Annotated in this window: 14 protein-coding genes; 10 read left to right on the top strand and 4 right to left on the bottom strand. The window is 34.4% G+C overall.

Going from position 1 to position 13,038, the window contains the following annotated elements; all coding sequences use genetic code 11:
* Positions 1-220: 220 nt before the first annotated feature.
* Positions 221-985: a YqhG family protein gene (locus NST98_RS03545; protein WP_016837837.1), complete on the bottom strand. Its 765-nt coding sequence runs from the start codon at positions 983-985 to the stop codon at positions 221-223.
* Positions 986-1,026: 41 nt separating this feature from the next.
* Complete coding sequence (locus tag NST98_RS03540) at positions 1,027-2,637, bottom strand: DEAD/DEAH box helicase (protein WP_050988838.1); 1,611 nt, start codon at positions 2,635-2,637, stop codon at positions 1,027-1,029.
* A gap of 145 nt (positions 2,638-2,782) precedes the next feature.
* On the opposite strand from NST98_RS03540, the gene NST98_RS03535 reads away from it, so the two are divergent.
* Positions 2,783-3,274, top strand: coding sequence for a hypothetical protein (locus tag NST98_RS03535; RefSeq protein ID WP_340714453.1), 492 nt, complete (start codon positions 2,783-2,785; stop codon positions 3,272-3,274).
* 55 nt (positions 3,275-3,329) lie between these two features.
* A complete protein-coding gene (locus NST98_RS03530; protein WP_340714452.1) occupies positions 3,330-3,536 on the top strand; it encodes a hypothetical protein in 207 nt (68 codons plus the stop codon).
* Between the two features lie 195 nt (positions 3,537-3,731).
* Here NST98_RS03530 and NST98_RS03525 read toward each other — a convergent pair whose 3' ends face one another.
* Positions 3,732-5,093, bottom strand: coding sequence for an IS4 family transposase (locus NST98_RS03525; RefSeq protein ID WP_340715661.1), 1,362 nt, complete (start codon positions 5,091-5,093; stop codon positions 3,732-3,734).
* A gap of 311 nt (positions 5,094-5,404) precedes the next feature.
* Between NST98_RS03525 and NST98_RS03520 the strand changes: the two genes are divergently transcribed.
* The 6 genes from NST98_RS03520 to NST98_RS03495 all read left to right on the top strand — a co-directional run bounded on the left by NST98_RS03520 (position 5,405) and on the right by NST98_RS03495 (position 9,251).
* The gene (locus tag NST98_RS03520; RefSeq protein WP_340714451.1) at positions 5,405-5,545 is read left to right on the top strand and encodes a hypothetical protein; all 141 of its coding nucleotides are present in this window, start codon (positions 5,405-5,407) and stop codon (positions 5,543-5,545) included.
* A 172-nt stretch (positions 5,546-5,717) separates the two neighbouring features.
* Positions 5,718-6,326 carry a hypothetical protein gene (locus tag NST98_RS03515; RefSeq protein WP_340714450.1) on the top strand — a complete coding sequence of 203 codons (609 nt, stop codon included), beginning with the start codon at positions 5,718-5,720 and terminating at the stop codon, positions 6,324-6,326.
* 580 nt (positions 6,327-6,906) lie between these two features.
* On the top strand, positions 6,907-7,050 hold the full coding sequence (locus NST98_RS03510; RefSeq protein WP_340714449.1) for a hypothetical protein: 144 nt from the start codon (positions 6,907-6,909) through the stop codon (positions 7,048-7,050).
* A gap of 531 nt (positions 7,051-7,581) precedes the next feature.
* Complete coding sequence (locus NST98_RS03505; protein WP_172597780.1) at positions 7,582-7,725, top strand: hypothetical protein; 144 nt, start codon at positions 7,582-7,584, stop codon at positions 7,723-7,725.
* 736 nt (positions 7,726-8,461) lie between these two features.
* On the top strand, positions 8,462-8,584 hold the full coding sequence (locus tag NST98_RS03500) for a hypothetical protein (protein WP_016837829.1): 123 nt from the start codon (positions 8,462-8,464) through the stop codon (positions 8,582-8,584).
* A gap of 502 nt (positions 8,585-9,086) precedes the next feature.
* Complete coding sequence (locus tag NST98_RS03495) at positions 9,087-9,251, top strand: aspartyl-phosphate phosphatase Spo0E family protein (RefSeq protein WP_016837828.1); 165 nt, start codon at positions 9,087-9,089, stop codon at positions 9,249-9,251.
* 116 nt (positions 9,252-9,367) lie between these two features.
* Here the strand turns inward: NST98_RS03495 and NST98_RS03490 are convergent, their stop codons facing one another.
* A complete protein-coding gene (locus tag NST98_RS03490; RefSeq protein ID WP_340435036.1) occupies positions 9,368-10,141 on the bottom strand; it encodes a metallophosphoesterase in 774 nt (257 codons plus the stop codon).
* Positions 10,142-10,576: 435 nt separating this feature from the next.
* Here NST98_RS03490 and proB point away from each other — a divergent pair, with 435 nt between their 5' ends.
* A complete protein-coding gene (gene proB, locus NST98_RS03485) occupies positions 10,577-11,662 on the top strand; it encodes a glutamate 5-kinase (protein WP_016837826.1) in 1,086 nt (361 codons plus the stop codon).
* Between the two features lie 29 nt (positions 11,663-11,691).
* A complete protein-coding gene (locus NST98_RS03480; RefSeq protein ID WP_340714448.1) occupies positions 11,692-12,957 on the top strand; it encodes a glutamate-5-semialdehyde dehydrogenase in 1,266 nt (421 codons plus the stop codon).
* Positions 12,958-13,038: the final 81 nt, after the last annotated feature.

Below are 13,038 nucleotides of genomic sequence, written 5' to 3'. Positions count from 1 at the left end.
TCCCCACCCATTTTTCCATTTTTTATTTAATTTAACCAAATAGATGATTGATTTATACTTCGGTCATGCTATATAGCACCATTCCCTTGTTTATAAACTTAATAGAGCTTGATTAAAAATACATACTTGCATGAGTGGGGAGCGGAGAGTCCAAGCCGCAAAAAAATAGTAGTACTTACCATAGATTTGGTTAGTACTACGAAAATTAGAATGATTTCATTTATTTTAAGTAAAACAGTCCCCCGCTAACGATTTCAATTTTAATTCGAGGTTGAAATCGCTCTTCTAACGCTTTTTTCTCTATTTCATAAATTTCTGGTTTGTTTTCTACATCTTCATAAAAATGATCTAATATTTCTTGTTCCCTTTTCCATCGTTTTTTTGCCTCATCCGCCCAAGATAAATCATCATTTGCGATATAATTTTCAATTGCAGTTTCCAAACGTTCAATCGCCCTCATTGGAGAAACAATATAAGGTAGGCAATATGCGTTTTTTGGCAATTCATCCGTTAACTGCAACGCACATAATATATCTTGGAAGTCACTTTTGACGCTGCCATGAATTAAGTTAATTCCTAAAGAAAAGAGCAATTCCTTTGTTTGGTCTGTATGATAAGAAACTTTAAAATTAGCACCAATCCATGGAAATAAACTTGCTCCTTCAATATCTTCATACATTTGAACAAAACAGCCTAAGTCTTTCGTGGCTTGAAAAATTTGATGCATTCGCATCGACCCATAATGAATATATTCACCACGAATGTTTAAATTCTCTTTTTGTTTCGTAATAAAGGTTACTTTTAATGGGTTTGGCTCTGCTTTTGTACTTTCAATAAATTGCCAATAAAAAGGACGATTCATTATACGTTTATCGATATCAGCTGTTAATTGAACAGTTAAATAATCGGATGTTTCATCTTCAATTTTACAATTTGTCTCTATAAAAAATGTTCGTAAATAATGATGGATTTGTTCAGCTATCATTCTTTTGCTCCTCCCAATTCGAGAAGTTTGCATTGGAAAATTTATGTGAAGCCTAACTGATCTTCTAAACCGAAATCTTCAAAATGGAAATTTGGCACAAAACTTGGAGAATTGTATATTGGCTCTTCCACTTTGTTTGATAAGATATCATCTATTTCTCCCACAACTTTTTCAAAGACATCGATTTTATTTGTTAATAAGTCGATGATGCGATCTTCAATTGTATTTTGAATAGCTAAATTGTAAATATATACATCTGATTGTTGACCAAAACGGTGTACCCGGCCAATTCGTTGTTCAATTTTCATGGGATTCCAAGGTAAATCAAAATTTACAACATGATGGCAAAATTGAAGGTTAATCCCCTCGCCACCTGATTCTGTTGCTATTAATACGTCAGCGTAATCTTTGAATAATTGCCTCATCCAATCTCGCTTATTTTTACTAAACTTTCCGTTAAACAACACACTTTTAATTCCTTTTTGATATAAATACCATTGTAAATAGTGTTGTGTTGCTCTATATTCGGTAAAAATAATGACTTTATCTTTTGCCTTTTGAATAATTTCATAAGTTTTTTCTGCTTTTGAATTGATTTCTAAATTGGACATTTTCTCTATAATTTCTTCTATATAATCTATTTCATCTCTACTTTGCATCTTCTCTTTCATTTTCACTAATGTTAAATATGCTGCTTCTTTACTCGAGCACATTTCTTTTAATAGTGTTGTCATAGCAAAAGAATTGGCAAATACACTTGTGCGTTCCTTTAATTGTTGAATCATTTCGTAAACTTCTTTTTCTTCATCAGTAAATTGAATTGGAATTGTTTCAACATGTCTGCCAACCCACTCAATGCCCGTATCTTGCCTACGATTTCGAATCATCACTTGATTCACTAATTCTTTTAAGTATTCATCTTCCTGTAAGCCATTTTTCCCTTTTTTGAAATATGATTGGAAACTTTCTACATTTCCTAAGTGACCAGGTTTTAATAAGGAAACGAGATAAAAAATTTCAAAAATGTTATTTTGAATTGGTGTAGCAGTTAGCAATAAACAAAATTTCTTCTTTAATCCTTGTACAAATTGATATGATTGCGTTTTATTGTTTTTTAATTTGTGAGCTTCATCAATAATAATCATGTCATAGTTCTGTTCGTAAATCTTTTCCCGATATGGACTCCGTTTAGCCATATCCATACTCATGACAACAAAATCATATTGTTCGAAGGGAACATTCTTTTTTCGACAACCAATGGCAGGAATAAAAAATTTTGCGTTCAGTTCATCAACCCACTGAGTAAGTAATGATGCCGGCACTAAGATTAATGCTTTTTTTACCAGTCCTCTTAGAATATATTCCTTCAAAATTAAACCAGCTTCTATCGTTTTTCCAAGTCCAACTTCGTCCGCTAATATTGCCTTTCCATTCATTTTTTCAATAACCGTTCTTGCTGCATCTATTTGATGTTCGAGAAATTGTATGTTTGTTAAAAATTTTGGAGCTTGTAAACCTGAAAAATCTGTAATTAATTGATCTTTTACGACCTCATAAGCCATTTTGTATAGCATCCAATTATCCCAAGGTCCTCCCTTTTCAAGGCGACGTGCAAACTCCTCTTTCCATTCTGAGGATTTTTGAATCATCATGTCAGTTCACCTCTCTTATTGTTCATTAGGTTGTCCAAATTTTATAAACCTATGATGATTCTATTGCCAATAAACCAACATTTTAGGATAAAAATTTTTCCCTTTCGCAAAATAAAATTAGAAGCGAGGAGAAAGAAATGAAAAAATGGTTGTTCATCATCTTAATTGGTATATTTCTTTTGATTATTTTTTTCCTGGATATTTTACGGATTATTCTCAATCAAAAGAATTTGAAGCATTGTATGAAACATTAGACGATAAATTTTTTCCTTTAGTAGATCGCATTAGTGATCACCTTAGTAAATCAGAAGAGAAAATGAATCAATTGCAATTTACAACGTTTTATGTATTAGAAGGAGGTATGGAAGAAAATTTAGAAATGCAACAAAAAATAGTTGAGTTGAAGAGTGAATTAATGAATTTTAATGTTCAATATCCAGATACCATTGCATTAAAAGAAAATGTTATTCAGCAATTGAACGTGTTAAAAAAATTGCTTGAAAAAATGTATAACGCACCACCCAATCTAGATGTAATGAACTTTCAGATGTTTCAAAATGAATATGAGAGAGATATTGAAATTCAATCACAATTGTTAGAAAAAATGGATTATATTTTAGAAAAAAATTACGAGTAAGTTCCAATTATAAAATAACCCAATAAGAGCAAATTAGGGCTAGGAGGTGAAGAATATGAGCAAAAATAATAAGAGCACAATAAACAAAAGAACTCACAATCCATTTGAAATTTATAAACACTTGCATAAAAACACAACTAGTCATGCTGAAAATCCAGAAGATCCAACAGAGGAAATTTCAGAAGAATTCGATTCAAAAGTAAAAAATAAAAACAATAAAACAAATCACGATAAAACTCAAAAAGCAAATAAAAATATTTAACCCTTTCTTTTTAATTCTCCTGTCCATTTGGAGGTTATCAAATGAATAAAAATCAAATTATTTTCATGAACCAGTCCCACCGCAACTTTAATATGTACATTGGTCATAAGGAAAAATTCGATTTTTTTAAAGATGTTATGTCAAAACAGCCTCCTACAGAAGATGAAAAAATTATTTCCCTTGATAATTATTTACTCAACTTTCGCACACAGATATTGTCAGACATCCCTTGATGTAATTGGGTAAAGACACAATCCATTCTTGTACTTTGCTTTTAAATAATTCCATGTTCAAACAAACATTAGCTTCTGCTAATGTTTGGAAGATCGCTAATAATTGATTCAATGCACTCTCTAGATTCATATCTTTTACATCTTCACATAATAGAAAAAAGAGATTTCCAATCGTTTTAGGATCGTTGTTTTGTCTACGCTCCCACTCTAAGAGTATAAAGCGAGTAAACACAATCGTTGTATGACTAATCAACAGATCATACGAACGACCTTGAAATTCTTTTGCTAGGTTAAGCAATGATTTGGTACACTTGAAAAATGTTTCGATGTCCCAGCGCATCCCGTAAATACGCACAATTTCTTCATCTGAAAGTGTGGTATCTGTACTCAAAATGGCTAACCATTCACTCTTTTTATTGCGGTTACGCACGAATACAATCTTGACTTGTCGTCCTTTTGCAAGATGAACATGGATCGAACCGAGTAGGTCTTTCTTTTCCATGGTACGCTTTGCTTTTTTAAAGAGTTCATCCAGAGTATGGGCTTCACCATCTATGAAATAACGTTGTTTTAGCTGCTTGACCATACCAATGACAAATAAACCTTTATCCGTGATTTTTTCAATCAAAGGCTCATGCGTAAACCAAGTATCCATTAACACATAATCAGCTGTAATTCCTGCATTTAAGGCATGATCCAATAAAGCAGAGACAACGCTTGGCTTATCTTGTTGTGCTTCAAGACGACGCTTGTAGCCGGAAGTGCGTTTATCAATGGATTCATCGACCCCGTTAAGTTGATTTTCCTTTTTCGCTGAACTCAATAAAGCAAAGTCTACAGGTAGAAAAGAATATCCATCAGACCAACCAAGAGTAAGCAACTGAAACCCCTTATAGAATCGTTTCTCTGTATGATCAAATACTCGTGAAAGAAGTTCAACAGACTTGCTTCGGTTGCGTGAAAAGAGTGAATCATCAACAATAAACACCTTCACTCTGTTGTTTGATGTAAGCTTTTTTATACGTCCAGTAAGATCTTGACATAAGGAAAGTAAAAAAGTTCGCCAAGCATAAGTAGATGAATTTAGAAAACGGTAGATCGTATCTTTTTTAGGTAAGTCCACGGCTTTCTTACTTTGAAGTGCTTGAAACCAATTTTTATATTGGAAAACAAGCAAAAAAATAAGACGGAAAATAGATAAGCATGAATAACCAAATCCCTTAGTAATTCTCGCTTTTCTCAAATGTTTGCCTATATTTAATTCAGAAAATCTTCGTTCAAGTTCTTTTGGTAGTTGTGCAAAAGTATCTTTTTTCGTTATCATAATGGTGACACCTTCTTTGGTATTTGGTTTGTTCACCATAATTTTACCAAAAGATAGGTGTCTTTTTCTTTTAAAAAAATAAAATCAATAAAAAACAAGAGAAATAATGAAAGACGATATAAAACAGTCATATCAAGAGTTGCAATAAGATATTACTCTGCGAAAGTTGAGTTATTTAAAAAAATAATTGTTAACTTTGTGAAAAATATTTTATGAATAAAATGTGAAATACTTCACTAATCGTTTCTTTATGTGATTGAAAAGGAGTACAATGAAATCAAAGTTGATATATAAATACAATGGAGGCGTTAATGATGTGGGTCGTCACACTATTTGAGGAAGAAAATTTCCGCATTTATGAATTCGAAACGAAAGAAGAAGCAGTTAAAGCTATGGAAGAGTTACAATTGCCAGCAATCCTTTCCTTCACAAACTTGACTTTTGTAGCTTAAGTCATTTCATAAATATTAGCAGTCATTATTTGGAGCAAATAATGCTCCTTTTTTTATGCTTTTTCTTGCTGAATATACCAATAAACGTCACTTTTTTATTTGCGAATTTTGGGAACGATAAAAGTGTAAGGTTAAAAATATTGAAAGCTAAAATCTTTGTGAGGTGATCAACATGAAAAAAAGATTTTATCTATTCACTTTCCTTTTAACCTTTGGACTTTTATTGTTCCCTTTAGGAGCAGAAGCCCATTATCATTCAAAATTTTTACAGGAATATGAACAATTAGATAATGAAAAAAAGCAACAAGTGGATAAAATCTTAAATGATTTGCATTCTGAATTAGAGAATTTAGGTGTGAAAATTCCGCATTTAAATGCACATCTAACCTATTCTCAATTAGATGAAGAAACGAAAGAACAAGTAAAACAAATTATTAAGGAATTAGAAGAAGGTAAAATTACTTCTGAACAGGTGGATGAAAAACTGTATAATTTAGGCGTCATCTCCCCTAAAGATGAGAAATGTAAAATTTACGATGGACTAGATGAGGGAACAAAGCAAAAGGTAAAGGAAATTATGAAACAAATGAAAAGTGGATCCATTACGAAAGAGCAAGCAGAAGAAAAATTAGAGGAATTGGGCGTTGAAATGCCAAAAGAACCACAATTAGATGAAGAAACAAGAGAAAAAGTGAAACAAATTGTCGAAGAAGCGGAAAAAGAATTCGAAAATTTAGGTATTGAATTTCCAAAAGAATTTTATAAACGTATTCTTGAATAAATTGAACAAGGGCTGTCCAGAAAGTCGAATACTTTCTGAACAGCCTTACTTCTTATAGTAATATTCTCTTAAAAACTTTGCTCCTGCGGTGGTCACAAAACGCGCCTCCTCGTCGCAATTTATCTGCGGCTAAGCATGTGCGACAGCCGCAATTTATCGTGCGCCCGGCATGTACATGAACTATAGGGTGTAAGTCCCGAACCCCGAAGACAGAAGTAGAGGTTAGCCAAGAGCAAGGGTGTCCGTGGTGACGCGGAATCTGAAGGAAGCTGGAGGCAAAACACCGGTCCGAGGAACACGAACCTCATATAAGGCTAGGTATGATTGAGTGAGTTTGCGAAACAAAACAAAGCTCTTTCTGTCGAAGGTCATATCGAGTAAATGAGGCGGATAGATGGTGTGAAAGTGCATGTACTTACCTGGGGAGGTCTGGCGGATAGGTGAAGTTCGCTTCATAACCTACTTAGTGATAAGTAGCTGAACCGTCAGAAGTCAGCAGAGGTCATAGTATTAGTTGGTTTAGAACTACTAAGAAGGACCGAACAATTAAGAGAGAATAGCCCTTGGCATTCAGTGAGTCATGATGAACACAGAAAACATAGTACCTCACTTGAGGAAGGAAGCGGTGAATCCCGTGGGAGTCCTCTTGGAGGGTGGAGTGACCACTGGCATAAAGAGAACAGCTATTCACGGAAGTTATGAAAACTTGCGTCAATCATCTTAATTGAACCGCCGTATACGGAACCGTACGTACGGTGGTGTGAGAGGACGGGAGCTAATCACTCCCTCCTACTCGATTGCGGCGAAAGCAATAGCGACAGCCGCAATTTATCGTGCGCCCGGCATGTACATGAACTATAGGGTGTAAGTCCCGAACCCCGAAGACAGAAGTAGAGGTTAGCCAAGAGCAAGGGTGTCCGTGGTGACGCGGAATCTGAAGGAAGCTGGAGGCAAAACACCGGTCCGAGGAACACGAACCTCATATAAGGCTAGGTATGATTGAGTGAGTTTGCGAAACAAAACAAAGCTCTTTCTGTCGAAGGTCATATCGAGTAAATGAGGCGGATAGATGGTGTGAAAGTGCATGTACTTACCCGGGGAGGTCTGGCGGATAGGTGAAGTTCGCTTCATAACCTACTTAGTGATAAGTAGCTGAACCGTCAGAAGTCAGCAGAGGTCATAGTATTAGTTGGTTTAGAACTACTAAGAAGGACCGAACAATTAAGAGAGAATAGCCCTTGGCATTCAGTGAGTCATGATGAACACAGAAAACGTAGTACCTCACTTGAGGAAGGAAGCGGTGAATCCCGTGGGAGACCTCTTGGAGGGTGGAGTGACCACTGGCATAAGAAGACAAGCTATTCACGGAAGTTATGAAAACTTGCGTCAATTATCTTAATTGAACCGCCGTATACGGAACCGTACGTACGGTGGTGTGAGAGGACGGGAGCTAATCACTCCCTCCTACTCGATTGCGGCTAAGCAATGTGCGACAGCCGCAATTTATCTGCGGCTAAGCATGTGCGACAGCCGCAATTTATCTGCAGCTAAGCATGTGCGGCAGTCGCAATTTATCTGCAGCTAAGCATGTGCGGCAGCCGCAATTTATCTGCGGCTAAGCAATGTGCGACAGCCGCAATTTATCTGCGGCTAAGCATGTGCGACAGCCGCAAAGGGGGCGTCTTGAAATGACTTTTCAGAAGCCCCCTTTTAAACTAATAGTAAATTTTATTAATAAAATGTATATTCATAAATTTTTGTAAATTTATGATGAAAACGTCATCATATTGAACAATTTGTGAAATAATTCACTTTCTATTTTCTTTCTCATATATTAGGTGTACAATGAATTTGACATTGATATATAACAATTTAACTGTTAATAAGAAATCAGTAAATTGTTATATAACAAAATTATTTTATGAAGGAGTTTGATCCCAAGATGTGGGTGCTTACTGTATTTGAAAAAAATTCTTATCGTATTTTTGAATTTATTGAAAAAAATGAGGCAACATTAGCACTTCAAAAATTCAGTCATTCAGCGTACTTGTCCTATACAAAATAATGAGTAGTTATAGTCATTGACAATAGATTATAAATAAATTATTTCTTGGTAAATTAAGGAGGCATTTTTTATGTGGGTTGTAACAGTTTTTGATGCAGACTCTTTCCGTTGTTTCGAATATGACTCTAAAGAAGAAGCAATTCGTACACTTGAAGTATATAAAAATAAAGCAATCTTATCATTCACAAATTAATGAGTATTCTTACATTTAGTCATTTAATAAAAGAGAGCCTGGCCAAAAAGAGCAAAACTTTTTGGTCAGGCTCAATTACTTATAAATATAATTCTTTCCCCTTTTAATGGTCACATCAAACGTCATCATCGTCGCTATTTTTCTAAGTTTGTATGCTTTGCTATCAGTCGTAAAGAGAGGCGATTCAAATCAACTTTTCAAGAGCCCAATCCTATTTAGAAATCCCCTTCTCTAATCTAAATTCATCACTTATAATCAATATCTCATCCCCTTCAACTTTGGATTTGGATGAGATTTCATTGAATTATATTATTACCTACAACAAAGATATATACCCCATTTTCTATTAGTTAATCCTATTAAATTGTGACAAATTTGTGAAAATCTATTTTTCCTCCACAATCCGACATTTTTTTTAATCTAAATAGTATACAATGAAGGAGCTTCAACACCATATATGAAAAATATCAAATTATGAACAATATTTACTGGAGGAATAAAAATGTTTAACACGCTGTATAAAAAAGTGTTAAAAGTTGTAATAGAAATAAAAAGAAAAGATATGTATCGAAAAGCACAAGAACTAGGATTCACCCATCCAAAAGTAGTAAATTGCAGCCAACAGTTAGACTATTTACTAAATAAGTATACAAAACAAGCGGCATAATTTATTAACTTAAGAATCATCCATTAAGTTAATTCGTTAATTATATAGGTTTATTATATATTTTAAAAATACCCTTCAAAACCTTTTCTATAAGGTTTGATGGGTATTATTTTTCTTTATTTTAAAGGATTCTCTTTTGCACCTGAATAGTCTCTTTTAGCCTGAACAAATACAAATTCTTGTTCAGGATACCGATAAGCCGTTAACTTCCCTCCAAAAACAACTCCTTGATCAATATTAATTGTATTATTCATAATTAGCGGCTCTGGTTTTGGCTCGTGACCCCAAATAACAAGCAATGAACCTTTATATTGCTTATACCACTCACGACGTATTGGTTTCCCTTGTTCGTCCATGCCAGCCACATCGCCATAGCGGCAAAAATTTTTGATTCTATTGGATTCTTTACCGATAAATTCTTCTCGTATGCCTGCATGCACACAAACGACTTTTGGCTGCCCTTGATCTGTTAAGATATAATGTGAAGGTACGTTCATTAGTAAGTCTTTGAATTGATTTTTTAACTTTTTTGTTTTTTCTATACCATGTATTTTTTCATATTGATTAAATTCTTCTTCTACCTTTTCATCACCATGTTTTAACTGCACTTTTCTTCCATCTAGCCAACGGGCAATTTTCCATCCATGATTACTATCAATCATATACGTGTTTACATTGCAATGATTTAAAAAAAATTTCATCGTATCAATCGATTTTGGTCCCCTACTCATGATATCTCCAAGAGAAATAATTTTTCTCCCTTTTGGATGAGCGTATAATCCTTGTTCATTTTTTTCGTAACCTAATTGATGCAACATTTGAATCCATTCATCAAAACATGCATGGATATCTCCTATGATGTCTACTCCATTTCCTACTTCAATATTCATTGATAGTTTGCCCCTTTATATTTTATAAATTTTTATAAATTATTGTATATTTATTATTTAATGAATAAAACACTTTATTCGTTAGAAACTTTTTAATTGTTGACACTTTTTAAAATTTCATGCATATTAATTAATAAATATACTACTAAATGTTTATATAGCAATCAGCTTAACGAAGATTAGTAAGCTGCACACTGTTGGAAAGAGAGCGATGTCCATAGGCTGAAAGACATCGTACAAATAAGAGCTGCTGAACCTGCTTCGCTAGCTTCTAGCTAAAACTAGACGCATGCTCAAAGCGTTATTTGAGGTAAAGTGGGATTATGTTGGCATAATCCAATTTAGGTGGTACCGCGGAAACTCCTTTTTCGCCCTAAAAATAAGGGCGAAAAAGGTTTTTTTATTTTAGTAGAAAGTTTTTAAGGATGGTTGTTGATGGAGAAGAAAAGAATTGTCGTTAAAATAGGTTCAAGTTCGCTTACAAATTCAAAGGGTGAAATTGACTATGTTAAAATGAAAGATCACGTTGACTCAATCTATCAAGTTGTCAAAGAAGGCCATGAAGTTCTTCTTGTTTCTTCTGGTGCTGTGGCGGCAGGATTTCGAAAACTAGGTTACCCTACTCGACCAGTCACTTTAAAAGGAAAACAAGCAGCTGCAGCTGTTGGTCAAAGTTTACTTATTCAACTTTATGCAGATCAATTTGCAAAATACGGAATCACAACAGCCCAAGTGCTTCTAACACGTACCGATTTTTCAAATAAAGAGCGTTATAAAAATGCTTTTGCAACTTTTAGTGAGTTGTTAGAACGTTCTATTTTGCCTATCGTAAATGAAAATGACACTGTTTCAGTGACAGAACTTACTTTTGGCGACAATGATATGCTTTCTGCCCTAGTAAGCGGGTTAGTACATGCAGATCAACTCATTATTTTGACGGATATTAACGGTTTCTATGACGATAATCCTTTAAAAAATCCAAAAGCTAAACGGATTCGTCATCTAACTGAAATTACGGATGACATGCTTCAACTAGCAAAAGGTGCTGGCTCCAAAGTGGGAACGGGAGGCATGCAATCCAAATTGCTAGCTGCTCGCACCGCTTTAAAAGCTGGTGTAAAAGTATTTATTGGAAAAGGAAGTGGACCAAATAAATTGCTCGATATTTTAAATGGTCATGGTGATGGAACGTATATTGATCGTGATCATCTAGCTATACTACCTAACCAAAAACAATGGATTTCTTTTACAGAAACAAAAGGAAAATTATTCATCGATAAAGGTGCTGAAGAAGCATTGTTATTAAGAGGAAAAAGTTTATTGCCTGCAGGGATTTTTCGAGTTGAAGGTGAATTTGACCGCGGTGATGTTGTGGAAGTCTATGGAGAATCAGGTCTGTTAGGTCGAGGAGAAGTGCTTTATTCCAGCAAAGAATTGGCTTTTGCTTGTGGTAAAAAAACCGAAGAACTTCACTCAGGATATATTGAAGTCATTCATCGAGATAAATGGGTAAAATTATAATATTTTTCTAGAATGAAGGAGGTATTTTCATGACACAATTTATGGTAGGTAGCGAAGTTAAAACAAAAGGTAAATTAGCGAAATTTGCAAGTTATTTAATGAATGTAAAAACAACAGAAGAAAAAAATGACGCATTAGCAAAAATTGCGGAACAGCTGCTTATTGAGAAAGATGCCATTCTTGAAGCAAATAAAAAAGATTTAGTAAGCGGAAAAGAAAATGGTTTAACTGATGCAGTACTAGATCGAATCATGTTAAATGAACAACGCATTCAAGCAATGTGTGAAGCTATATATCAATTAATTTCCTTACCAGATCCAATCGGTGAAGTGTTAGAAAGTTTTACAAAAGAAAATGGATTAAAAATTGAAAAAAGACGAGTGCCGCTTGGAGTTGTATGCATGATTTACGAAGCCCGTCCAAATGTTACAGTTGATGCAGCTACATTATGTTTAAAAACTGGAAACGCTGTTATGTTGCGTGGAAGCTCATCCGCTAAACATTCCAATATAGCTCTTGTTTCATGTATACACCGTGCGTTAGAAAAATCCGCATTGCCGATTGATGCGGTTCAGTTGATTGAAGATACACGACATGAAACAGCTTCTGAATTATTCCATTTAAAAGAATATATTGATGTATTAATTCCTCGCGGCGGTAAAAAATTAATTGATTTAGTTGTAAAAGAAGCCTCTGTCCCAGTGCTTGAGACAGGAGCTGGAAATTGTCACATCTATGTCGATCAATCAGCAGACTATGAAATTGCTGAAAAAGTCATTATCAATGCGAAAACACAAAGACCTTCTGTTTGCAATGCAGCAGAAAGCTTATTAATTCACGAAGATTGGTTTAAACTGCACGGAAAAAAATTATTAACAAACTTAGAAAATGCTGGGGTTGAAATTATTGGGGACGAAAAAGTATGCGATGTGTTACCACATGCTACACTAGCATCAGACGAAGATTATGCAACGGAATATTTAAGTTTAACGATTAGTGTGAAGATTGTGAATAATGTTGATGAAGCAATAGATCATATCAATTATTATGGTACGAAACATTCGGAAGCAATTATCACAAATGATGAGAAAAGTGCTGAAATATTCTTAAACCGCGTTGATGCAACAAGCGTCTATGTAAATGCTTCCACACGCTTTACAGATGGATTTGAATTTGGGTACGGTGCAGAAATCGGAATTAGTACACAAAAACTTCACGCAAGAGGTCCAATGGGATTACCAGCTTTAACATCAACGAAATATTATATACGTGGAAATGGTCAAATTAGAGGATAAATAGTCCATCATAAAAATAACCTATCAATACAATGAAGTGTTGATAGGTTATTTTATCAATTTTGACATATATAAGTTCTT

It is taken from the genome of Ureibacillus sp. FSL W8-0352 (assembly GCF_038004345.1).
Classification (GTDB): domain Bacteria; phylum Bacillota; class Bacilli; order Bacillales_A; family Planococcaceae; genus Ureibacillus; species Ureibacillus thermosphaericus.
The sequence above is the reverse complement of the archived record's forward strand: the minus strand, read 5'-3'. Positions and strand labels throughout refer to the sequence as shown.